Source organism: Hymenobacter negativus (genome assembly GCF_017571495.1).
GTDB lineage: Bacteria > Bacteroidota > Bacteroidia > Cytophagales > Hymenobacteraceae > Hymenobacter > Hymenobacter negativus.
On sequence record NZ_JAGETZ010000015.1, the window covers coordinates 1 to 23,533 of the forward strand.

The following is a 23,533-nucleotide window of genomic DNA, read 5'->3' on the forward strand; positions in this document are numbered from 1 at the left end:
TTGCGCAGCAGGCTCTTCATGGCCACTTTGGGCTGCAGGCTGGCCTGGGCCAGGATGATGCTGTAGCTCACGTCGCGGGTCCAGACGCCGGCCCATTCCTTGCCGGTGCGCAGGGTGCTGTCCGGTTCTACGGCGCGGCGGGCTTCTTCCAGGGCCAGGTTGTAGAGCGCATCGGTCAGCGGGTAGTCCGAAGAGTACTGGGGAAAGTCAGCAGTGTTAATGGTTTTATTCCACTGCTGCGCAGTGGTTTGCGCGGCGGCGGGCTGGTTGAGGGTCAGCGTTACTTCAAAGATGCCGTCGCCGTCGGCATCCTTCATTTCCAGTTCCGGCTTGTTTATCAGGTTATCAAAATCCAAGCTCAGCGGGGCCGCGGAGCCGGCAATGAATACCTGCTTAAAGTCTTGTTGATAAAGCTTCTCGCCTTTAAACGTGGTGTAGAAGCCATCCTTTTTAAAAGCGGCCAATACGGGGCGCAGGTCCAGCCGGATTTTAAGCCGTGTATTCGGGGCCAGATAGGTTTTGGCCGGTGTGGGGCGCGGGTCCACGTAGCGCTGACCAAAGGGAATGAGGGGCGTTTCCAAAGTGGCCCCGGCTGTCGTAGGCAAGGCCAGAAACACGTTGTCCTGGCCCGGGGGCAGCTCATTGTCTTTGCCGTTGATACTGAACTTGAACGTGATGCGCGGGTCCTGAAAGGCGTTGGCCAGGCTCTGGTAGTTGGACGCCAGTTGGGTGCGCGACAACGCCCGCGCCGTGTAGCGGCCCTGCACCACGCTGTCAGCATACAGGGCGTACTCGCCGGATTGCCAGATTGGTACCGCCGCCGTGGGCCGGGACTGTTGACAGGCCGGCGTCAGTGTGCAAACCAAAAAAGCAGGAGCTAACCGGCCAAAATATTTCATAAACATTGGGCGAGAAATGGTTTGGGGTTTCTCGGCGGAGAAACCCCAAACGTGGCAGTGGAAAAATGGAAAGGGAATTAGTTGAGTTTGACCAACCGGCGCGTGAGCGTGCCCGCCGCTGTGCTGAGGCGGTAGAGGTACAGGCCGGGCGCGAGCGTAGCGCCAGGCACCACTACCTCGTGCTGGCCGGCAGGTAATTCGTGCGCATCGAGCAGCGTGGTGGCGCGCTGGCCCCGCACGTCGTACACCACGAGGCTAACCGGACCTTTACCGGGCTGCGCAAAGCGAATAGTTGTGGCCTGGTCGAAGGGGTTAGGCACGTTCTGGGACAGCTCTAGGCCCAATATTGAGGACGTGGCCGAGGTGGCCAAAGCAGCCCGGGCGCTCGTGGGCGGCGTGTCGGTCCAGGTGCTGGTGGCATAGGTGTAATAGCCCGTATGGTCACGGTAGAGGTCCACCGTTTTGGTGGCGTTGTCGCCGTTGTTGCTGAACACCAGGTTGGCGCTGCTGATGGTGCTCGGGAAAGTGTAGCTGTACCAGTCGGTGCCCACGCTCGGGGCGGCGCTCATGGCAATGCCCGGCCAGGTGGTGCTGGTGCCCGTCGGGGCCGTGTTCCAGTAGTGCACGTAGGGGCTGGTCCACGAGCTGGGCTTTTTGAAGTACACGGTGAAGGCCGCGCTGGCCGCCGGGGGCGTATCCGACCAAGTGGCGGTGCTGTAGGTGTAGTAGCCGAGGTGGTCGCGGTAGAGGTCGGCGGTTTTGGTCGCGTTGTCGCCGTTGTTACTGAAAACGATGTTGGCGCTGCTGATGCCGGTGGGGAAGGTGTAGCTGTACCAGTTAGCGCCTGCTTCGGGGGCGGCCGTCATGCTCAGGCCGGGCCAGGTGGTGCTGGTGCCGGTGGGGGCGGTGTTCCAGTAGTGAATTTTGGGGGTAGTCCAGGCGGCGGGTTTCTGAAAATACACTTTCAGCGGGCCGCTGGTGGGCGGGGTAGTGGAACCGGTTTCGGCCACCAGCATGCTCCAGTACTTGATGCTGGGCAGGATGACGGTCACCACACCACCCGTCTGGCTGAAGTTCAGCTGCTGGGGCAGGCCGTTGTTGAAGTCGGGCGAAGCCGTCCAGATGCGGGTGACGGGCGTGCTGTAAGGGAAGTTCAGGCTGACGTTGGTGAGTGTGGTGGGCACGGGCTGCACCTGGCTGTCGTCGCGCCAGTTCAGGGTAGCGGCCTGGGTATAGTTCAGCAGCTGGAAAATCTGCTTGCCGTTCAGGGCCGCGCCCACGGTGGCAATTTTGCCCTGCACCGGCGGCCAGTGCAGCACGTTGCTGCCGCCCGAGAGCGTGACGTTGTTGAACACGCGCCCGTCGCGCAGCAGGTTCTCGTAGGCCACGGCGAAGTCATAGTAGCGCGTCACGTCCTGCTGTAGCTGAGCCGACATCTGCAGGTTGCTATTGGGGAAGTACTCGTTGCCCAGCATGTGCTCGCCCAGCTCGATGTGCGCCCCGCCGAAGGCGAAAATGGTGGCATCGGCCATCAGCACGCTGGCATCGTTGAAGAAACCGGCGTTGTCGGACTTACCCTTGTTCACGTAGGCCGCCAGCACGGTGCGCTTGCCGGGGGCGGCGGCTTCGTTGTTCTGCACGGCCCAGCCCAGGTTGGCATAGCCCTCGTTGCCGTCCCACATCTCGGTATAGGTCATGTCGACCGGCGAGGCCCCGATAACCGACTGGCCGTACTGGTTCACGGCGTTCATCACCAGGCGCTTGCTGCTGCGGGCACTTTTAGCCGCCGCGAGGAAAGGCCCGAACGTCTGGTCAACGGTCACGGACTGCCCGGTGCGCTCGTACATCGTGCCCCAGTTGCCGAGCTGGTCCACGTGCCAGCCGTCGAAGTTCAGGCCGGTGGCATCGTACACTTTGCCGACTTCGCCCAGGAAGTAGGAGCGCCAGCCAGCGTTGCCGGGGTTCATGATGCTCAGGCCCGGCGCCTCCCAGGTCGGGGGAAAGCTAAGCGACCAGCGCGTGGTGGCGGTGCTGTTCCGATACAGCGCCCAGTTGTCGGTGTCCACACCGTCGATGGAGGCATTGGGGTAAGCGCCGTAAATCAGCTCGTAAAACATGGCGTTCATGTTCTTGTCGTGGCCGCGGTCGATGTAGCCCTTGAGGGTAGCCAGCGTCGTCGGGCGGTTGGCCAGGTCGTTCCAGGTGGCGGCAGGACTCGCGGCGGTGCCCGCCAGCGGGCGGTGGTGCTTGTCCATCCAGTCGTAATATTGCAGACCGTTCAAGTGGTAGCGGGTCAGCTGCTTGATGGTAGCGTCCATCTGCGCGGCGGTCTTGGAGCCGTACTCCGATAGGAAGCCGTAGCGCGGAAACCGGGCCCAGTCCGACGACACGTCCACGCCGATGGCGGAGGTGCTCAGCACCGTAGCGCCGTCCTTCAGCGTCAGCCCCACGAGGTAGCCCTGGTAGTCCCGGACGGGCGGCGTCCAGGCCCACGTCACGCTGCCGCTGCCGGGCGTGAGGGTTTGCGTGCTCATCAGCGAGTCGGCGTGGTAGTACTGCACCACCAAGCTGAGGCCCGAGCGCCACGAGCCAACGGTAGCCGATAAACTCACCGCCTGCCCGGGGTTGTAGCGGGCCTTGTCGGTGTTGACTTCGCTGATGCTTTGGGCGAAGGCGGCCGGCGCCAGCAGCAGGAAAGCCAGCAGGCGCAGTGCCCCGGTGGCGGTTGAAAAATGCCGGCGTAAGCCAGTCGTTAAAGAGCGGGTGCCCCAGGGGGTGGCGAGACGTAAAAGCTTGTTCATGATGTGGGAATTGGGTTAGTAAGGGTGAAATCAGGGAATGGGAGCGGCCAGACAGCGGAACCTCACCCCCGCCCCCTCTCCCGCGGAGAGGGGAGCCACGGCGGCGCGGACGTACGCTTGGGTTTAATAATCGTCAGACTCCCTCTCTGCGGGAGAGGGGCCGGAGGTGGGGTGAACCGGAGTGTAAGCACCCCAAGAAGGCTTCAGCTGGGCGCTGGCCTACTCCAGAACCAGTATATCCCAGTAGTGCAGCTCCGGCAAGGTCAGCGACAGCTGGCCCTGCTGCTGGGTGAACTTCAGCTCCTGCGGCGCGCCGTGCCCGAAGTCGGGCGAGGCCAGCCACGCGCGCGTAACTTTCTGGGGCGCGGCCAGCTGCACGGCCACGTTGCGGCGCACGGCGGGCACGGGCTGCTGGGCTTTGTTGTCGCGCCATTCCAGCGTTTTGGCATCGGCGAAATTGAGTAGGTGTACTACCCGGCGGCCAGCGGCCCGGGTGCCCACTGCGGCTACCTTGCCCTGCTGCGGCGGCCAGGCGGCCAGCGTGGCATCGCCGCTTACCTGCACGGGCTCAAACTTCCGGTCGGGGCCGCGCAGCAGGTTTTCGTAGGCCACAGCGAAGTCGTAATACGCCTGCATCTGCTGCTGCAGGCGGGGCGACATCTGCAGCTTGCCGTTGGGGAAGTACTCGGTGTCGAGCAGGTGCTCGCCGAGCTCAATGTGCGCGCCGCCGAAGGCAAAAATGACGGCGTCGGCCATGAGCACGCTGGCCTCGTTGAACTGGCCCGGCTGGTTCGACTTCTCGCGGTTCACGTAGGCCGCCAGCACCGTGCGCTTGCTGGGGGCCAACGATTCGTTGTACTGCACGGCCTGGCCCAGGCTGCTATACTGTTCGTTGTCGGTCCACAGCTCGGCGTAAAGAAACTCCACTGGGGCCGTGGCAATCTGCTCCTGGCCCCATTGGTTCACGGCGTTCATCACCAGCGGGCGGCTGGGCTGGGCCTGCTTGGCTTCTTTGAGAAACACGCCGAAGGACTTGCTCGGGTCGGTGCGCTGGCCGTTGTAGGTGTAGAGCTTGCCGGGGTCACCCACCTGGTCGACGTGCCAGCCGTCGAAATTCAGGTTTTTGGCCGCATACACGTCGCTCACGCCCTGAAACAGGTAGCTGCGCCAGCCCGGGTTGCCGGGGTCTTCCATGTCGAGGCCCGACGCCTCCCAGCCCGCCGGAAAGCCGTCGAAGGCGTAGCGCTTCTGGTGCAGGCTGTCGCGGTAGAGGCCCCACTCCGGCTTCACGCCGGGGGTGTTGGGGTAGGCGCCGTAGAGCAGGTTGTAGAACATGGCCTTCATGCCGTACTGGTGGGCGCGGCTGATGTAGCCCTGCACGGTGGCAAAGTAGCTGGGCCGGTTGGCCAGGTCGCGCCACTCGGCGGCGGGCTGGGCGGGAGTGCCGGCCAACGAGCGGTGGTGGGTGTCGCCCCAATCATAGAACTGCAAGCCGTTGAGGTGGTAGCGGTTGAGTTGCTGCATCACGCCGTCCATATCCGCCGCCGAGAGCTTACCGAACTTCGACAAAAAGCCGTAGCGCGGAAACTGCTTCCAGTCCGAAGACACGTCCACGGCGGTGGTCGCCTGGTCCAGCACCTGCTGGCCGGCGCGGGCTTCCACCTTCACCAGGTAGCCCTGGTAGTCAGTTTTGGGCGGCTGCCAAGTCCATTGGGCCGCGGTTCCTTTCACCGGCACGGTCTGCTGGCTGAGGCGCGTGCCGAGGTGGTAGTAGCTCACCACGAGTTGGGTGCTCGCGGGCCCCGTCCGCAGATTTGCCGTGAAGTGCACCGGCGTACCGGGCGCATACGCGGCCTTATCGGTATCGAGGCGGGCGAGGTCGCCCGGGGCGGCTTGAGCGTTGGCAAAGGCCAAGGAGAGCCCGGCCACCACCGCCAGGCGGTGAGGAAATGTAGTTAAGTCCATGAGGAAGAGGGAAAAGGAGGCTAAGCCAGCCGGCGCACTGCCGGTTTCACCTTGTCCCACCACGGATAAGTCCGCAGTGGCCGGGCTGGCCGCCTAATTCGTTAGTAGCCGGGGTTTTGGTCGATGGCCGAGTTGTTGTCGCGCTCGTTTTGCGGGATGGGCAGCAGCAGGAACTTGGCGCTGATATTGCCGCGGCCCACGCCGTATGGGTCGTTGGGCGTACCAAGCGTGGGCAGGAACGACAGCGCCCGCACTTGCCCGCTGTTATCTTTCGAGCGAATCAGGTCAAACCACCGCTCGCCGTTTTCAAAGGCCAGCTCCAAGCGTCGCTCCTTCATGATGGCGTCGCGCAAGGTGGCCTGGTTGGTAGTACTAAGGGCCGGCAGGCCGGCGCGGGTCCGTACTAGGTTGAGCGGGTCGAGGGCGTCGGCGCTCTGGCCCTGCTCGTTGCGGGCTTCGGCCAACATCAGCAGTACGTCGGCGTAGCGCAGCACCACGGTGTTGAGCGGGTCGTTGGCAAAGGCGGTTTGCGCGCCGCTGCTGATGGGCACCACAAATTTGCGGGTGTTGAAGCCCGTGATGGAGCTATTGGCGGAGTAGGTGAAGCTGCCCAACTGGTCGCCGTTAGCAAATACGGTCACCGGCTTGCGCAGGTCGCCGGTCTCAAACTGGCTCACGAACTCGGCCGTGGGCTGGTTCCAGCCGAAGCCACCGCCCGGCGTGATGTTGGCGCTGCGCGGCCCCATGAACTCGCTACGCGAGTTGCATACCGCGTCGCCACTAAAACCGTTGCTGTTGGGGTCGAAGGCGTACTGCACTTCAAACAGCGACTCCGGTCCATTTTCCGTGGCCGGGTTGAAGTTGGTGGCGAAGGACGAATTCAGGGAGTACGTGCCCGAGCCCACCACTTCCTGAGCTTTGGTGGCGGCGTCCGCCCATTTGTTTTGCGTGAGGTACACCTTGGCCAGCATTCCTTTCGCCGCGCCCTTGGTGGCGTGGCCCACAATGGCGGCTTGGGCTGGGAGTACCTGCTCGGCCAGCGCCAGGTCCTGCTCAATCTGCCGGTACACATCGGCCACCGAAGCGCGACCCACGTTCAGGCTTTCACGGGTAGTTTGCTGAGTCAGAATGAGGGGCACCTTGCCGAACAAGCGCACGAGGTCAAAGTAGCAGAGCGCCCGCAGGAAGCGTGCCTCGCCCAGGATGACGTCGCGCCGGGCCGCGTCCATGCTGATAGCAGGCACGCGGTCCAGCACCACGTTCACGGCCAGGATGGTCTGGTAGTGGGTGCTCCAGATGTCGGCCACGCCGGGGTTGGCCGTGGTGGTGGCGAAGTTGGCCATCTGCTGAGTTTCCTGCCCGTCTCCGGCCCCGCCGGCCCCGACGATGCTGTTGCCGGCCACGATGTCCAATGTCCAGAGCCGCATGCGGAAGCAGCCCGACTTTTGCAGGCCGTGGTAGGCCCCGTTGAGGGCGCGCTGGGCGTCGGCCTCGTCCTTGTAGAAGTTCTCCGCCGCCAAGTCATTCTTGGGCTGCTTTTCCAAAAACTCCTTTTCGCAGCCGGTGCTCAATAGCAGCAGGCCCAGGCTCAGAAGGGGAAATATCTTTTTCATGTGGGTAAGCGTGTACAGGGTGGGAATTGGACCAGGTTAGAAGCCCACGTTGAGGCCCAGCGTGAGGGTGCGTGCCACAGGGTAGGCCCCGTTGTCGACGCCGGTTTGCAGGCTGCTCTGCCCGAAAGAGCCCACTTCGGGGTCATACCCCCGGTACTTGGTGAAGGTGGCCAGGTTCTGGGCCGTGGCGTAGAGGCGCAGGCTCTGAGCGTGCACTGCGCTCGTGCCCAGCCATTTGGCGGGCATGGTATAGCCCAGCGTTAGGTTCTTGATGCGCAGGAAAGAGCCGTCTTCCACGTAGCGGTCCGACACGCGGGCGTTGGTGTTGGGGTCGCCGTACACGGCGCGGGGCATCTCGCCGTCGCCAGGGTCGGTGGCCGACTTCCAGCGGTTGAGCGTTTCGGTGGTCTGGTTGGCCGCGCCCGACATGGCTTCGGTGAAAATGCGGTTGGCGTTGAAGAGCTTATTGCCATAAACCGCGTACAGAAACACGCTCAGGTCGAAGCCTTTGTAGGCAAACGTGTTGGTGAGGCCGGCCGTAAACTTTGGAATGGGACTGCCGATGTAGGCCCGGTCCTGGTCGTTGATGATGCCGTCGTTATTCAGGTCCTTATAGCGAATGTCGCCGGGAGCTGTGCCCGGCTGCTGGGTGGCGTGGGTGCGCACCTGGTCGGCGGTCTGGAAAATGCCGTCGGTCACGTAGCCGTAGAAAGCTCCGATAGGCTGGCCCACTGCCGTGCGCGTCACCGACTGCGTGAGAATGCTGCCCGAGAGAATAGGCTGGTCGTTAATGAGCTCCAGCACCTTGTTGCGCGTGAAGCTGATGTTGAAGTTGGTATTCCAGCTGAAGTCGCCCACTAGGTTGCGGGTGGTCAGGGCCAGCTCCAGGCCCTGGTTGCGCACCTGCCCGGCATTGACGGCCGCCGCGCCCAGGTAGCCGCTCGACGGCGTAACGGGTGGCGTGAGCAGCATCTTCGTGGTCAGGCGGTTGTACACATCCGCCGTGAATACCACCCGGTTATCCAGAATGCCCAGGTCGAGGCCGAAGTCCAGCTGCTTGTTCGGCTCCCACTGCACGGCCGGGTTAGGCAGCGAGGTGGGTACTACGCCCGGCACGATGCTGCTGCCCTGTACGTAGCGCTGGGCCCCGTTCAGTAGCGTGGCATACTCATACAGGCCGATGTTCTGGTTGCCGGTAATGCCGTAGCTGGCCCGCAGCTTCAGGTCGCTCAGCCGGCTCACGTCCTTCAAAAACGGCTCCTGGCTTACGCGCCAGGCCACCGAGCCCGACGGAAACACGCCGTACTTGTTCTGCGTCCCGAAGCGTGAGGAGCCATCCACCCGCACCGTGCCCGTAAACAGGTACTTATCGGCGAAGCTGTAGTTGACGCGGCCCATGTACGAAAGCAGCGACCAGCCAAACTCGCCCGACGAAGCCGAGTACGTGCCGCTGCCCGCGCTCAACGCCTGGAGTGTGTTGTAGGGATAGGTGTTGTCGCCCGCGTTCAGATAGCGGCTCTGCGAGTTCTGGGCCGACTGGCCCAGCAGCACCGTCAAGGCATGCTTCTCGTTGAGCGTTTTGGTGTAGGTGAAGGTGTTTTCCGTCAGCCACACGAGTTCCCGCGACTGCCCCTGGCTGAGCGCAGCCGTGGGATGCACGGTGCTGCCCCAGGTATAGGCCGGCTCAAAAAACGAGTTCTCGCGGAACGAGGCGTCCAGGCCCAGGTTGGTGCGGAAGCGCAGGCCCTTTACGAACTCAACTTCCGCGTATACGTTGCCTAGCAATCGATTGCGGTAAATGTTATTGTCAAACGTCAAAGCTCGGCCCACAGGGTTTGGCCGGTCGCCCACAAACTGAATCCGGCCTTCCGGCCCGGCAAAGGTGCCGTTGCGGTACACCGGCAGCGTGGGCAGCTGGGTTTGGGCCAGGAACACCAAGCCGCTCTGCGTGTCCTCGTCGGTGGTCACGATGCCCGCCTCCGTGCGGCTCAGCCCCAGGCTGCTGCCAACCTTGATGCGGCTGTTCACTTGGTGGTCGAGGTTCATGCGCAGCGAGTAGCGTTTGAAATCAGACCCGATGATGGTGCCTTCCTGCTTGAAAAAGCCGCCTGACAGCGCAAACTGCGTCTTTTCGCTGCCGCCGTTGAAGTTCACGTTGTAGTTCTGGATGCGGGCGGTGCGGAAAATCTCCTTCTGCCAGTCGGTGCCCTGGCCCAGGGCGGCGGGATTGCTGTAGTCGGGCGTGGTGGCGGCCGTGCCCGCCGAGGCCAGGCTGTTCACCTGTTGGCCGCCGTTGGCGAGCAGCTCATTGTTGAGCTCAGCAAACTGCGTGGCATTTAGCAGGTCGACTTTGTGGGCCACTTGCTGCACGCCCTGGTAGGTGTCGAGGCCGATGTTGGTGCGCCCGGCCTTGCCGCGCTTGGTGGTAATGATAACCACGCCGTTGGCCCCGCGCGAGCCGTAGATGGCCGTGGCCGACGCGTCCTTCAGGATGTCCATCGACGCAATGTCGTTCGGGTTTATCGTGTTGAGCAGGTTGCCGTTCTGCCCGTCCGAGTCGCTGTAGAAGGGCACGCCGTCCACCACGTACAGCGGCTCGGCATTGCCCACCGTGCCCACGCCCCGTACCCGGATGGAGACGCCCCCGCCCGGCGCGCCGCTGTTCTGCGATACTTGCACCCCGGCGGCCTTGCCTTGTAGCGCTTGGTCGAGGCCGGCCACGGGCTGGGTTTTAATCTCCTGCTCCGTCACGGAGGCAATGGCGCCGGTCACATCTTCGCGGCGCTGGGTGCCGTAGCCCACCACCACCACTTCGTTCAGCTTCTGCTCGTCCACGGCCAGCGTCACGTTGATGGGGCCACCGCCCACTCCTACCTCCTGGGTTTTGTAGCCCACATAGCTAAACACCAGGGTACTGCCCTCAGGCGCACTCATCATGAAACTGCCATCGGTATTGGTCGACGACCCAATTGCGGTGCCTTTCACCAGCACCGTGACCCCCGGCAGGCCCTGTCCGTCGGTGCCCACCACGCGCCCGCTCACCGGTACGTCGGCCGCCGCTAGGGTAGGGGTCGAGCCCCGCGCTGGGGCAGGCGCCGGGGCCATGGGCGGCAAGGGAGAGATGATGTAGGTATTGCCTTCCAGCTTTTCTACCTGCAGCCGGAGTTGGCCCAGTCCATAGCGTAGCTCTTCCTGCCAGGAGCTAAACGCGGGATGGTCTTTGGGCAAGAACTTGCCTTCTACCAATTGGTCGCTATAAAAGAAGGTGACCCCGTAAGTAGATTTCAGTTCTTCCAGAGCGCTTTTGAGCGACTGCGCTACGGCACTGGGGGGCGTTTCGGCAGCGGTATGGGTTTGCTGGGGCGAAAGCGCAGCCAGCGCTGTTTGAGCCGCCGCCGGGCCTGCGTACGTGCTAAGCACCAGCAGGGAACTCGCGAGAAGTGTAGAGTTGGCCATACAAATGTTGGGTGGGATTTTGGGAGCTGAAAAAGCAGTGCAGAAAAAGGGGCGAAATCTCAACGAAGGGTCCGGAAGCGGACTTGCTGGCCGCTCCGCTCGCTGCGCACGCCCAGGGATTTGGCTAGGGCCGAGAGCAGCACGTCGGCGTTGGCGTTGGGCAGTGAGCCGGTAATGGTTTGGCGCAGCATGGCCGGGTCGTCGACCGTCACTCGGAGCCCGTAAGTGTCGCGCAGCAGCTGAATAATCTCGGTCAGGGGCGTGTGGTCAAACTGCACGCTGCCCTTCACCCACGCCGAGTAATAGGCCGGCTTCACCACGCGCGTCACCAGGTTGTGCTCGGCGGGAGCATACTCCACCAGGTCGCCGGGTTTCATCAGCTGCTCGTCGTGCCCGAGGAGGCGGGGGTGTTCTACCAGTACCTTGCCCGCATTGAGGGTCACCTTGTTCAGCACCCCGGGCCGGTTGATGACGTTGAACTTGGTACCGAGCACCGAGACGTTCAACTCGCCGACGTGCACCACAAACTTGGCGTTGCCGGTAGCCTGCGCAAAGGCCACGTTGGCGGCCGACGCCAGGTGGCTGACCTGAAAGTAAGCTTCGCCTTCCAGCCACACTTCACGAGGAGCATCCGAGTCCCAAGCGGTAGCGGTTGTCAGGCGTGAGCCCCCGTTGAGCACCACCACCGAGCCATCGGGTAGCTGCACGGTGCGCGGCTGGCCCGCCGTGGCGGTGTATTCTGTTTGCGGCTGTAGCAGCGTCCGTTTGGTCCACAGCCCGTAGCCGGTGCCCAGCGCCAGCAAGAATAACAGCAGGCTCGCCACCAGGCGGCTGCGGCGCCGGCCCTGCGTGCGGAGCATGGGCGCCACAGCGGGCTTGCGAATGGCCCGCTGGAGCCGCTGCAAATCTTCGGCCTTGTGCTGGGCCGGTGCTGCGGGCTGCCGCGCCTGGGCCAGCACCAGCACCAGTTGCCGGGCCTGCTCGGCCGCCGTGCGCTGGGCCGGGTGCGCGGCCAGCCAGCCTTGCCAGAACTGCACGGCCGCCGCGTCGGAACCGGCTACGTAAGCCCGGAAGGAATCATCGAGAACAAAGTCTTCGGTTTGAAAGCGGGTATAATCTGAAGCCATAGCGGCGCGGGGAGACGGTTGGAAGGATTTCTACTTCCATCACGACGCCGTTTGCCGTTTGTACCCATGAGCACCGAAAAATTCATAAAATATTTTTCGGCGGCTTCCTAAATGCTAAGAATTTGCTTGTTGGGAGTACGCTCGGTGAGCCAGCAACTACTTTGTAATTAATTCCTTGTCCTTATATCCCTGCCTACCGGTGACTGGCTTGCAACACCAACACCAAGAAGGTTAACAGCAGCTCTTTCAACGTTTGTATCGCCCTGTAAACGAGATTTCGGACTGACTGCGCGGTCAGATTCATTATCTCAGAAATCTTCTCGTACGAAAAGCCGTCGAAATACTTGAGGTAGATGACCTCCCGCTGTCGCGTGGGCAACTGGTTTAGAATGGTCAGCAAGCGCGAATTCTGCTCACTACTGAATTGCTCGGCTATCAGGAAATCCTCGTGCGAGTACACTACTGCAAACTCGTCTTCGTGATAAGCCTGCTGCCGTGCAGCCCGGCGGTTCATGCTTTTGATGACATCGCTGATTTGACGGCGCAGTACCTTGAAAAGGTAGGGTTTGATGATTTCGACCGGCTCCAGGGCCGCGCGGCGTTCCCACAGCTTCTGAAACACTTCCTGGATGCTGTCGCGCACCAATTCCGCGTCGCCCAGCAGCTTCATGCCGTAGCCGTAGAGTGCATCGTACTCGGCCGAAAAAATAGCGGTAAAAGCCTCCTCATCTCCTTGCCGGAAAGCGTCCCACAATGATTGGTTTGGCAAGGGGCAGGAGGATTAGTGGGCAAATAAGCTAACAATTTTACGCGCTTCGCGGCTTTATTCAACGCCAGAGAGCTAAAAATACTCTCGCTGTAAAGTGAAACGGTCTCGGCTAAGTAGACAGAAAAAGAACATATAATTCTCCTTTTATGGCTGCTAAAACCAACCGGGTGTCGCCCTACAAACGACGGAAATACGACGAGGCATTTTCGCGCCTAACCAATGAAAGCCGCAGCACCCACGTCGCGGCCCGGCGTTTGGGCAGTAGCTAGTAGGGCATCAGTTCTGGGCCGCTATACCGCTAGCGCAATTCGAGGCTGAAGAGGATAGTGCAGAGGTAGAAGAAATTTTATAAGCGGCAAACGCAGATGCAGTACGAAGACAATTGTATATTAAGTAAATGCTAGACATTGCGGCCAGCTCCCGAGCCCTATAGTTGCTGGAATGGCCTCGTACCCGCCAAAGCTGACTCCGTACGGCAGTAGCTGTGCGGGGCAGCGTCAATAGCAACTCTATAATGGCCCTTCCTGTTCGCAGGGCGGAATAACGGGGGCTGGGCGAGCCGGGCGAAACAATGTTCACTGCATTCATCCCAGGCTGACCGCGTTCCTGTCTTTTTTGTTGGGGGATGGCTAGGTAAAGCCTTCCTTTGGTGCGTGCTTAATCGAATAACTACTGCGGGACTTTATTGGCGGTGCCAGCTGGCCGGCTGGACGCTGGCGGCGCTGTTCTGGAGCTACCAAGCGTATTTTCAGGGCCGCTTTCACGTGGGCATTGCGGCGTTACACCTGCTGCTGGACGTGGCCATTGGCATTGGGCTCACCCACGGGTACCGGGCGTGGGTAAAGCGGCAACCACCGTCGGCGCTGTTAGTGCGCAGCAGCGCCTTCCGCGCGCTGGGGGCAGTTCTGCTGCTGTCTGGGGCCTACCTTTTGGCGGTGGTGAGCAAAAATTATGGGATGCAGGTGCTCTTCAACCCCAGCTACGCTACCCGCTTTGCCTACTACTATGAGCAGCACGCCCTGACCTTGTTCGTGACCGGCATCCGGCTGCTGACCATCTGGGTGCTGCTGTACCACGTCTTCCAATACGCGCAACGGGAGATTCGCCTGACCCAGGAAAACGCGCGGCTCCAAGTGTTGGCTGGCGAAGCCCAATTGGCCAATCTGCGGGCCCAACTGAATCCGCATTTTCTGTTCAATGCCCTGCACACGATTAAAGCCCTGGTACTGGACGACCCTCGCGTGGCACGTCGCAGCATTGACTTATTAGCAGACTTGCTGCGCAAGTCGCTTACCAACAGCACAGACGAGCTGATAACCGTGCAGGCAGAGCTGGAACTGGTGCGCGACTACTTGGAACTGGAAACCCTGCGGTTTGAGGAGCGGCTGCGCTGCCACTACCACCTCGACCCAGCTACCCACGAAGCCCTTGTGCCCCCGCTCAGCATTCAGGGGCTGGTCGAGAATGCCATCAAGCACGGCATCGGCCGGCGCAAACAGGGCGGCACCCTTGCCGTGACAGTGAGCTATGACCAGGAAATGCTGATTGTGACGATAAGCAACTGCGGCCGGCTGGTCGACGCGGCCCCTGGTGCCGGGCTGGGCCTGCTCAACCTGCGGGAGCGGCTGGCCGCGCACTACCACGGGCAGGCGCGCTTTGAACTGGTGCAGTCGGCGGCGGAAGTTGTGACGGCCACCCTGGCTATGCCATTAATTTCTCGCCCATGCGCAAGCTGACCGTCTTGCTCGTGGATGATGAGCGCGCGGCCCGGCAGGAGCTGAAGCGGGCGCTGGCTGCTTACCCGCAGCTGGAACTGGTGGGCGAAGCCGCCAACGCCGACGATGCGCAGCAGCTTATCACCGCCCGTCGGCCCGACCTGCTCTTGCTGGATATTCAGCTGCCCGAGCGCTCCGGATTCGACCTGCTCGAGGCGTTGGACGATGTGCCGCAGGTCATTTTTGTGACGGCTTACGACCAGTATGCCTTGCAGGCGTTCGAGTTCAATGCCTTCGACTACTTGCTCAAGCCCTTCCGCGAGGAGCGGTTTGGCAAAGCCATCGACAAGGTGCTGCGGCATTGGACGGCCACTGGCCCCCCGGTATGTTCACCGGCTACCCAACGGCTGTTTGTGCGCGACGGTAACCGTTGTTTTTTTGTCCAGCTTCGCGAAGTCCACCTGATTGAGTCGCTGGATAACTATGCCCGCCTGCACTTCGGCACCCAGCGCGTGCTGCTGCGCAGCTCCCTCAACCAATTAGAGGAAAAGCTGGACCCTGCCGTTTTTTTTCGGGCTAACCGGACACAGTTGGTGAACCTTCACTTCATCGACCAGCTCCGGCGCCAGGCCAACGGCACGCTCCAGGCAGTGCTCACCACCGGGCAAACGCTGGATTTCTCGGAGCGGCAGTCCACGCGGTTCCGGCAGCAAAACCGATTGTAATCATTCTCCATAAGATACATGAAGGTGCTTTTAATAGGGCTACTGACGGCACTGCTGTTTAGTAACCCGGCGGCCGCGCAGGCAATGGGCGGCTACGTGATGCAGGACAGTTTTCTGATAAAAACCTCACAGGGTCACACGCTCTCGGCCGTAGTAGTGCGCCGGCGCGATGTGACGGCCCCGCAGCCCGTGGCGCTGCTGTTTTTCCTGTATTCTAACCTGGCGCGCAGCCGGGCCGAGGCCAAGGCCGCCGCCGACCATGGCTATGTAGGCGTGGTGGCCGATGTGCGCGGCAAGCGGTTAAGTCCTGATACCCTGGCGCCGTATGAGCACGAGCAAGAGGATGTATATGAGGTGATTGACTGGATAAGCCGGCAGCTCTGGTGCAACGGCCAGGTAGGTATGTACGGCGGCAGCTATTCGGGCTTCGCGCAGTGGGCGGCCCTCAAGCACCGCGTGCATCCCGCCCTGAAAACCATTGTGCCCTACGTGGCTGGCATTCCCGGCATGGGGTTGCCCATGGAAAACAATGTATTCATCAATGCCAACTACGAATGGGCCTTCTACGTCGGCAACAATAAATACCTGGACGCGGCGGCCAACAACGACCGGGCCCGCTGGCGCGGTCTGCAGGCCCGCTGGTACGCGGCGGGCACGGCCTACCGCCGCATTGACAGCGTGGATGGTACTCCCAATCCGCTGTTGCAGCGCTGGCTGCAGCACCCGGCCTACGATGCGTACTGGCAGCGCATGGTGCCCTACCAGCAGGAGTTTGCCCACATCAGCATTCCCGTGCTGGCCATCGACGGATACTATAACGATGGGCAGGCATCGGGCCTGCATTATCTGCGCGAGCACGCCCGCTATAACCCACGGGCCAACGATTACCTCGTCATTGGCCCTTATGACCACTTTGGTGCTCAGCAGGGCGGCACAGCTGTATTGCGCGGCTACCGGATTGATTCGATAGCGCTGCTCAATACGCGAGAGCTAACATTTGCCTGGTTCGACTACGTGCTGAAAGGCGGCAAAAAACCCGCTCTACTCATCGACCGGGTTAACTACGAAGTCATGGGGGCTAATACCTGGAAACACGCCCCCAGCCTGGCCCGGCTCCCGCACCGCGACCTGACCCTGTACCTGGACACCACCCGCTTGGGAGCCTACCACACGCTGCGCCCCACCCGGCCCCGGCGACCCGGCTGGCTCACGCAAACGGTGGATTTTGCCGACCGCCAGCAGGACAACAACTACAATTTTCCCGACCCCATCATCGCGGATACGCTGGTGCTGCCCAACGGCTTTGCGTTTGCCAGTGCCCCGCTCCGGAAGCCGATGGTGATTACCGGGGCCTTTTCCGGTCATTTGGTGGCCCGACTCAATAAACAGGACGTGGACTTCAGCGTCACGCTGTACGAAATCATGCCCGATGGCCGCTTCTTTGAGCTAACCTATTACCTGGGCCGGGCCAGCTACGCCGCCGACCCCACGCGCCGGCAACTGCTGCAACCGGGTGTCAAAACCACTATTCCTTTTACAAACACCAAATTCGTAAGTCGGCGGCTTATCACCGGCAGTCGGCTATTGGTGGTTGTGAACGTGAATAAAAACCGGTTTGCGCAGGTGAACTACGGGTCCGGGAAGGAGGTCAGCGACGAGACGATAGCCGACGCCGGCAAGCCACTGGAGATAAGCTGGTTTAATGAGAGCTTTATCACCATTCCGGTGGCCCGGTAGCAAACAAGCGCTCGGGCGAGCCGGCCATTGCAGCCGCGCCACCGCTTAGGCAGGCGCGGGTTGTAACGAGCTGCTTGATGGCCAGTATTCACTACACTGATGGGCACTAGCTGCGCGGTTATTGGGCACCCGCAATTACCTGGTGGGCCGCGCCGGAAGCTAATGCAGCACCCGAAGCACCTGCGTTGGAAATGCCGAAATAAGTACACTAAATCAACTTCCCATGCTGGAATTACGCGTCTTTCTTGCCCTACTGCTGTGGCTCCCCGTCTTCGCTTTGCACGCTCAAAACAGCGGCGCGCAGGTAGAAGCCATTATCAATCGTGAGATGGCCGCGCGCCGGATACCGGGCCTGCAGCTCGCCGTGATGCACCACGGGCAACTGGTGCTGAGCCGCTGCTACGGCCTGGCCAACCTGCAGGACAGCATTCGAGTCGACCACCGGACCATTTTCCCGATTAATTCATGCACCAAGGTGTTTACCAGCGTGGCCATCATGCAGCTGGTGGAGGCGGGTAAGCTGACGCTCTCGGCCCCGGCTGCCACGTACCTCGACAGCCTGCCCGAACCCTGGCGGCTGGTGACCGTCCGCCAACTGCTCACCCACACCTCGGGGCTGCCCGATTTGCTGAAGTTGCTGGATGCCAATACGGGCGGGCTGGCCGGCCTAAAAAACGAGCGTACCGCCTGGGACAAGCTACAGCGCCAACCGCTAGAGTTTGCACCCGGAACCCGCTTCAGCTACAACCAGACGAATGCCTACCTCCTGGGCAAGATTATTGAAAAGGCTTACCACAAGCCCTTTGCTGAAGTCTTCGCCGAAAAGCAGCTTCGGCCCGTGGGCATGCCCCGCACCCTGTTTGGCGACTCGCGCGACGTCATTCCCCACTTTGCCCCGACCTACTTCTACCGAACGGGCCTTGATGGCCGGCCCTTGCCCCAGGAAACGCTGGTCAATAACTACTATGAGTTCCCTTACTTCCGGCGCACAGCGGCGGGGCTCAACAGTACCGCCGAGGACATGGTCCGTTGGCTAATCGCTCTGCAGGCTGGCCGCTTGCTGGCCTCACAAGCGACGCGGGACACCATGTGGACACCGGCGAAGTTCACGAACGGTCAACCCACGCCCTGGGCATTGGGCTGGGGCATTGCCAAAAACCGGCCCCAACACCGCGCCCTGGGCATGTCGGGCGGGGGACGGGCCGCATTTCTGCTTTATCCCGACGATGACCTGGCCGTGGTGATACTGACCAACCTGGGCGGTAGCTTCCCCGAGGACTTCCTGGAAGAAATTGCCAGCTGCTACGAGCCCGGTATTATCAGTGCCGACCCGCTGACTTTTTTGCGGGTGCACCTGCGCGACGCCGGCTTTGCGCAGGCCATTCCGCTCACAAAAAAGCAGATAAAAAAAGACCCCTCCTTTCGACCGCAAGAGTTTGAGCTGAACGAATGGGCGTACCGTCTGCTGGCCAAAAACCAATTGCCGGAAGCTGTGGAGATTTTCAAGCTCGCGGTTTACTTGTTCCCCGCTAGCTGGAATGCCTACGACAGCTACGGCGAAGCGCTGGCCAAAGCCGGCCGCCGGCCGGAGGCCATCAAGGCATATGAACAGTCGGTGCATTTGAATGCGGACAACGAGCACGGCAAAAAGATGCTTGCGCAGCTAGCCGGTCACTGACGAATTTCCTGGCGGACAGAAAAGCTATTCGTTGGGTAGCTCGACTATTAGCTGCTGGTTGCCTTTCACCTGTAGCCCGGCAGGCCAATGACCATGAGTGCCGATAATTCCTGCTGACAAGTATTTAGGAGGCCATACGGTAGTTTACAGTGCCTGTGTGGTGGAACAGGGTGGTATCTTACCAACCAATGCCCCGAGGTTGTGTGTTAGCATTCAGCTGGTAACCCTCCCGGGTGCTGTTCGTTTTGTCACTCATCTTCGAGGGCCGAAAGTTGTGCGTTGTCCCACGGCATTCGGTTTGGTTGCTTCCCTCCGCCACTTGTCCCCATGCTTCCCTCCGCCATTTCTGCCTCCAACGACGACCTGCTGCAGGCCGTACTGGATGTTTCCCTCACTGGCATCATCGTCTTTCGGCCGCTGTACGACCCCGCCGAGCCGGCGGCTATCAACGACCTGGCGTACGTGCACCTCAACCCGGCCGCCCAGCGGATGCTCCAGCTGCCGGAGTGCCCCCTCGAGTCGTTTCTGACGCTGTACCCGAGCGCGGTCGAAACCGGCATCTTTGCTTTCTACCGCGCCTCTTTTCTGGCGGATGGGGCTGGCCAGTACGACGTCAATTACCAGGCCGACGGCCTCGACAACTACTTCCACCTGGCCAGCCGCCGGGCCGGCGACCTGCTGGTGGTAAGTTTTACCGACACGGCCGACCAGTCGCGCTCCGCCGTGGAGCTGGCTTTGCGCAAAAGCCAGGCCTGCGAGCAGCAAGCCCGTGCCGAAGCCGATGCCCAGCGCCAGCGCCTGCACGATGTGCTCATGGCCCTGCCGGCCCTGACGGCCACCTACCACGGCCCCAACCACGTGTACGAATTGGTGAGCACAAACTACCAGCGGCTCTTTCCGGGACGGTCCTTGCCGGGCCAGTCCATTCGCGACTTTATGCCGGAGCTAGCCGGGCAGGGCGTGTTCGAACTCCTCGACCACGTGTACCAGACCGGCGAGCCTTATTACGGCCAGGAAGTGCCCACCCAGGTCGACTACGCCAGCAGCGGCCAGCTCGAGCAACGCTACCATAACATGTATCTTCAGGCTACGCGCGACGCCGCGGGGGCCATCGACGGGCTGCTGAGCTTCGCCTATGATGTGACCGAGCAAGTGGAAGCCCGCCAACAGCTCCAGCAGCTGAACGCTGCATTGGAAGAGCGGGTGCTGGAGCGTACCCACGAGGCCGAGGTGGCCCGCGCCGAAGCCGTGGAGCAGCGCAACCGCCTGGTGCGCCTCTTTGGGCAGGCTCCGGCCCAGATTAACCTCTTCTTCGGCCCTGACCACCTCTGGACCCTGGTGCATCCCCTCACCCAGGAACTGCTGCCCACCCGGACACTGCTCGGCTTGCCGCATCGCCAGGCCTTGCCCGAGTTACCGGAGTCGGAGCACGAGATTTTTGACCACGTGTACCGCACCGGCGAGCCCGTGCACATTCAGGGAGCCCTCCGCCGCCTCGACCGCTACGGCAACGGGGAACTGCACGAGGAGTACTTCGACCTGACCCTCCAGCCCAAGCTCGATGCGGCCGGGCAGGTAGAGGGCGTGATGAGCTTTGCCATTAACGTGACCGAACGGGTGCTGGCCCGGCAACGCGCTGAAGCCCTGCAGGCCGAGTTGCTGGCGGCGGCCCAGCGGCAGGCACAGGAGCGCGAGGCCCTGTTTCACATCCTGGCCGATACCCCCGCCGCGGTGGCCTTGCTGCGCGGACCGGAGCACCGGTTTGAGTACGTCAATGCCGCTTACCAACGGCTCTTTCCCGAGCGCCAACTCACCGGCCAGACCGTCGCTGAAGCCTTGCCCGAAACCCGAGAGGCGGGCTTTCTGGCCGAACTCGACCGCGTGTACCGCACCGGTGACACTTTCTTCGGCCAGGAGCTGCCCATGCGACTTCAGCCCGTGGACGGCCGCCCCGGGCAGCAGGTGTACTACACCTTTACCTACCAAGCCTACCAGAAGAACGACCAGATTGCGGGCATCTCCATCTTTGCCTTTGAGGTCACTGAGCAAGTGAAGGCCCGCCAACAGCGCGAAACTGAGCGGGAGCAGTTGTACGGACTGTTCATGGAAGCGCCGGCGCCCATCGTCATCCTCGATGGTCCTGATTTCGTGTTTCAACTGGTCAATCCGGCTTACCAGCGCATTTTCCCCAGCCGTGTGCTGCTCGGCCGGCCCGTGCTGGAAGCCCTGCCCGAAATTGCCGAAGCGCCTATCGCCCAACACCTGCGCCAGGTGTACGCCACCGGCCAAACATTTGTGGCCCAGGAGCTGCCCTTGCAACTGGCTCGCTACGACCAGGGCCCGCTGGAGGAGCTATCCTTCACCTTCACCTACCAGGCCCGGCGCAACGCCCAGGGGGTAGTCGACGGCGTGCTGGTTTTTGCTCACGAAGTCACCGACCAGGTGCGCGCCCGCCAAAAAATCGAGGAAAGCGAAGCCCGCTTCCGCATCATGGCCGACGCCGCCCCCAACCAAGTGTGGGCCGTCGGCCCGGACTCGACCATCCACTACGCCAACCAGGCCTTTCTGGATTTTGTCGGCATGGACCTGGAAAGGTATCAGCAGACTGGCTGGTTGCCCTACCTCCACCCGGAAGAGTTCGATACGGCGCAGCAGACGTTGGAAACGGCTATTCGCACCCGCACCCTGTACGTTTTGGAGCACCGCATGCGGCGCTACGACGGGCAGTACCGCTGGTTGCTATCCCAAGGCGCGCCCAGCTACTTTCCCAACGGCGAGCTGTACGGCTACGTGGGCTCGGCCATCGACATTACGGAGCTTAAAGAAACCAATGAACAACTGGTGCGCACGAACGTCGACCTCGACAGTTTCATTTACACCGCCAGCCACGACCTCAAAGCCCCTATCTCCAACATCGAAGGCTTGCTTTATCTCTTGCAGGAAGGCCTTCCCCCTGAGGTGGCCGGGGAGGCGGAAGTTGACCAAATTCTGGCCCGCATGCTCGACGCGGTGGAGCGCTTCAAGCGCACCATCGACCACTTGACGGAGGTTTCCAAACTGCAAAAGGAGCACGCGCCCACCGCCACTGCGGTCAACTTAGCCGCTGTGGTCGAAGATGTCCGACAGGACCTGCGGCCCCAGCTACAGGCTGCCGACGTGCAGCTCGTCATCGAGGTGTCGGCCCTACCACCCGTTCGGTTTGCCGAAAAGAACCTGCGCAGCATCGTCTACAACCTGCTCAGCAACGCCATCAAGTACCGGCATCCCGACCGCACGCCCCATGTCGATGTGCGGGCCCATGTGCGCCCGGGCCACACCGTACTCGAAGTGCACGACAATGGCCTCGGCCTGGAGGCCCAGCACCTGCCGCGCCTCTTCACCATGTTCCAGCGCTTTCACGACCACGTCGAGGGCACGGGCATTGGGCTCTACATGGTCAAGCGCATGGTCGAGAATGCCGGGGGCCGCATTGAGGTGTACAGCCAGCTAGGGGCCGGCACCACCTTTTTCGTCTTTCTGCCCCACGCTGCTAGTCCCCACGGGCTCCTGTTACCTGCGTTCCTCCCTGCCTGACCTTTTGGTCGTTTTCTATTCCGAAAGGGAAAGCAAGCCCGGGTACGAACTGATTCTCAAAACTGGGAGCTACTGGATTAAAGCTGGGAAAGCGGGCTTATTATAAGAGTAAGTCCTGCTGCTTGGTGGTCGAATTGGCATTGGTCAAAAGGTGGTGCTGAAGTCGCACCTGCTTGTGCACATCAATATGCTTGTGTACGTCAGGACTCCAACTGCTGCAAAGTGAGCCGTTCAACAAAGTGAGACCCGTTGTGTCGTGCAACCTTTGCTGGAAACGTAACCTGCTTAATCATGTGGACTGCGCAGCAGATGCCGAACCTACCCCCATGGACAAAACTACGCTTTGGCGCAGACAGCTCATCTTGACTTTTGTCAAGCATGTACACCTGCTTATACGACCATACTTTTTCAAGGCAGTCCGGGCTAATACTGGGTAAAAAGATAGAACAACAGAGCGGGCGTTGCCGGACAAAAGCCCGATGTTACAGGCAAACCCGCCCGGTTGGTCTACTGCTCCGGCGGCGGGGTCGGCCAGGGCCTTTCTTTGCCGGTATGCAAGCCCCCTATGTACTGGAAACCCAGCAGCTCAGCTACCGTTTCGGTGATGGCACGGCCATTCTGCAAGACCTTGACCTGCGGGTGCCGGCCGGTTCCATCTACGGCTTCCTGGGACCGAACGGGGCCGGCAAAACCACGACCCTGCGGCTGGTGCTCGGGCTGCTGCGGGTGCAGCAGGGGCAGGTACAGTTGTTTGGGCAGCCCTTCGCGCCGCACCGGCTGGCGGCACTGCGCCGCATTGGGGCCCTGATTGAAGCCCCCTCGCTCTACGGGCACCTCACGGCAATTGAAAACCTGCAGGTGCTGCAAATGGTCTACCAGTGCCCGGCGGCGCGCATTGGGCAGGTGCTGAGCACGGTGGGGCTGGCTGGCACCGGCACTAAGCCGGCCGGTCGGTTTTCGCTGGGCATGAAGCAACGGCTGGGAATTGCCATGGCCCTGCTGCACCAGCCCGAGCTGCTGATTCTGGACGAGCCCACCAACGGCCTGGACCCCAACGGCATGCTCGAAATGCGGGAGCTGCTGCGTACCCTCAACCAGCAGCACGGCACCACCATCCTCATTTCTAGTCACCTGCTGGCCGAGCTGGAGAAGATGGTGAGCCACGTGGGCGTCATCCACCGGGGCCGCCTCTTGTTTCAGGGTACGCTGGCCGAATTGCAGCAGCAGCGGCCCGGCAACGCCCGGCTGTGGCTGACCACGAGCGACGCAGCGAAAACCATGTCCCTATTGCAGGCTCGAGGCCTCGATGCGCAGCGCCACGAGGCGGCCTGTAGCGTGCCGCTGCTGGCGCCGGCCGCCGTGGCCGACCTGGTCCGTACGCTGGTGCGCGAGCAGGTCGACGTCTACGAAATCCGGCCCAGCCAGCCCGACCTGGAGGCTATTTTCATGGACATGGTCACGGCTTAAGTCAAGTA

General features: G+C 61.7%; 13 protein-coding genes and 1 pseudogene. 7 read left to right on the forward strand and 7 right to left on the reverse strand.

Features of this window, described 5'->3' with window-relative positions; genetic code table 11:
* From J4E00_RS23725 to J4E00_RS23755, 7 genes and pseudogenes are all read right to left on the reverse strand, one after another.
* Nucleotides 1–899: pseudogene (locus J4E00_RS23725) on the reverse strand (glycogen debranching protein); the annotation flags it as partial.
* Between the two features lie 77 nt (nt 900–976).
* Nucleotides 977–3,700 (reverse strand): glycoside hydrolase family 66 protein, encoded by a 2,724-nt coding sequence (locus J4E00_RS23730; protein WP_208177860.1) that lies wholly within the window; start codon nt 3,698–3,700, stop codon nt 977–979.
* A 219-nt stretch (nt 3,701–3,919) separates the two neighbouring features.
* Nucleotides 3,920–5,665, reverse strand: coding sequence for a glycoside hydrolase family 66 protein (locus J4E00_RS23735; RefSeq protein ID WP_208177861.1), 1,746 nt, complete (start codon nt 5,663–5,665; stop codon nt 3,920–3,922).
* 101 nt (nt 5,666–5,766) lie between these two features.
* A complete protein-coding gene (locus tag J4E00_RS23740) occupies nt 5,767–7,278 on the reverse strand; it encodes a RagB/SusD family nutrient uptake outer membrane protein (protein ID WP_208177862.1) in 1,512 nt (503 codons plus the stop codon).
* 36 nt (nt 7,279–7,314) lie between these two features.
* Entirely contained in the window at nt 7,315–10,734 is a 3,420-nt protein-coding gene (locus tag J4E00_RS23745) for a SusC/RagA family TonB-linked outer membrane protein (protein ID WP_208177863.1), read from the reverse strand.
* 59 nt (nt 10,735–10,793) lie between these two features.
* Entirely contained in the window at nt 10,794–11,861 is a 1,068-nt protein-coding gene (locus J4E00_RS23750; protein WP_208177864.1) for a FecR family protein, read from the reverse strand.
* Nucleotides 11,862–12,054: 193 nt separating this feature from the next.
* On the reverse strand, nt 12,055–12,630 hold the full coding sequence (locus J4E00_RS23755) for an RNA polymerase sigma factor (RefSeq protein ID WP_208177865.1): 576 nt from the start codon (nt 12,628–12,630) through the stop codon (nt 12,055–12,057).
* A 146-nt stretch (nt 12,631–12,776) separates the two neighbouring features.
* Here J4E00_RS23755 and J4E00_RS29895 point away from each other — a divergent pair, with 146 nt between their 5' ends.
* The 7 genes from J4E00_RS29895 (at nt 12,777) to J4E00_RS23785 (ending at nt 23,525) form a co-directional block, all read left to right on the forward strand.
* On the forward strand, nt 12,777–12,899 hold the full coding sequence (locus J4E00_RS29895) for a hypothetical protein (RefSeq protein ID WP_262898455.1): 123 nt from the start codon (nt 12,777–12,779) through the stop codon (nt 12,897–12,899).
* A 384-nt stretch (nt 12,900–13,283) separates the two neighbouring features.
* A complete protein-coding gene (locus tag J4E00_RS23760; protein WP_208177866.1) occupies nt 13,284–14,366 on the forward strand; it encodes a sensor histidine kinase in 1,083 nt (360 codons plus the stop codon).
* The gene (locus J4E00_RS23765) at nt 14,354–15,070 is read left to right on the forward strand and encodes a LytR/AlgR family response regulator transcription factor (RefSeq protein WP_208177867.1); all 717 of its coding nucleotides are present in this window, start codon (nt 14,354–14,356) and stop codon (nt 15,068–15,070) included. The genes J4E00_RS23760 and J4E00_RS23765 overlap by 13 nt, the downstream gene beginning before the upstream one ends.
* A gap of 18 nt (nt 15,071–15,088) precedes the next feature.
* Nucleotides 15,089–16,807, forward strand: a complete 1,719-nt coding sequence (locus J4E00_RS23770; protein ID WP_236050099.1) for a CocE/NonD family hydrolase — start codon at nt 15,089–15,091, stop codon at nt 16,805–16,807.
* 223 nt (nt 16,808–17,030) lie between these two features.
* Nucleotides 17,031–18,485 carry a serine hydrolase domain-containing protein gene (locus tag J4E00_RS23775; protein ID WP_208177868.1) on the forward strand — a complete coding sequence of 485 codons (1,455 nt, stop codon included), beginning with the start codon at nt 17,031–17,033 and terminating at the stop codon, nt 18,483–18,485.
* A gap of 327 nt (nt 18,486–18,812) precedes the next feature.
* On the forward strand, nt 18,813–22,058 hold the full coding sequence (locus J4E00_RS23780; protein WP_208177869.1) for a PAS domain-containing protein: 3,246 nt from the start codon (nt 18,813–18,815) through the stop codon (nt 22,056–22,058).
* Nucleotides 22,059–22,610: 552 nt separating this feature from the next.
* Nucleotides 22,611–23,525 carry an ATP-binding cassette domain-containing protein gene (locus J4E00_RS23785; protein WP_208177870.1) on the forward strand — a complete coding sequence of 305 codons (915 nt, stop codon included), beginning with the start codon at nt 22,611–22,613 and terminating at the stop codon, nt 23,523–23,525.
* Nucleotides 23,526–23,533: the final 8 nt, after the last annotated feature.

Excerpts from the sequence above, each read along its gene's own strand:
- J4E00_RS23730 (WP_208177860.1), bottom strand. The coding sequence starts at position 3,700 with ATGAACAAGCTTTTACGTCTCGCCACCCCCTGGGGCACCCGCTCTTTA.
- J4E00_RS23735 (WP_208177861.1), bottom strand. The coding sequence starts at position 5,665 with ATGGACTTAACTACATTTCCTCACCGCCTGGCGGTGGTGGCCGGGCTC.
- J4E00_RS23740 (WP_208177862.1), bottom strand. The coding sequence starts at position 7,278 with ATGAAAAAGATATTTCCCCTTCTGAGCCTGGGCCTGCTGCTATTGAGC.
- J4E00_RS23745 (WP_208177863.1), bottom strand. The coding sequence starts at position 10,734 with ATGGCCAACTCTACACTTCTCGCGAGTTCCCTGCTGGTGCTTAGCACG.
- J4E00_RS23750 (WP_208177864.1), bottom strand. The coding sequence starts at position 11,861 with ATGGCTTCAGATTATACCCGCTTTCAAACCGAAGACTTTGTTCTCGAT.
- J4E00_RS29895 (WP_262898455.1), top strand. The coding sequence starts at position 12,777 with ATGGCTGCTAAAACCAACCGGGTGTCGCCCTACAAACGACGGAAATAC.
- J4E00_RS23765 (WP_208177867.1), top strand. The coding sequence starts at position 14,354 with ATGCGCAAGCTGACCGTCTTGCTCGTGGATGATGAGCGCGCGGCCCGG.
- J4E00_RS23770 (WP_236050099.1), top strand. The coding sequence starts at position 15,089 with ATGAAGGTGCTTTTAATAGGGCTACTGACGGCACTGCTGTTTAGTAAC.
- J4E00_RS23775 (WP_208177868.1), top strand. The coding sequence starts at position 17,031 with ATGCTGGAATTACGCGTCTTTCTTGCCCTACTGCTGTGGCTCCCCGTC.
- J4E00_RS23780 (WP_208177869.1), top strand. The coding sequence starts at position 18,813 with ATGCTTCCCTCCGCCATTTCTGCCTCCAACGACGACCTGCTGCAGGCC.
- J4E00_RS23785 (WP_208177870.1), top strand. The coding sequence starts at position 22,611 with ATGCAAGCCCCCTATGTACTGGAAACCCAGCAGCTCAGCTACCGTTTC.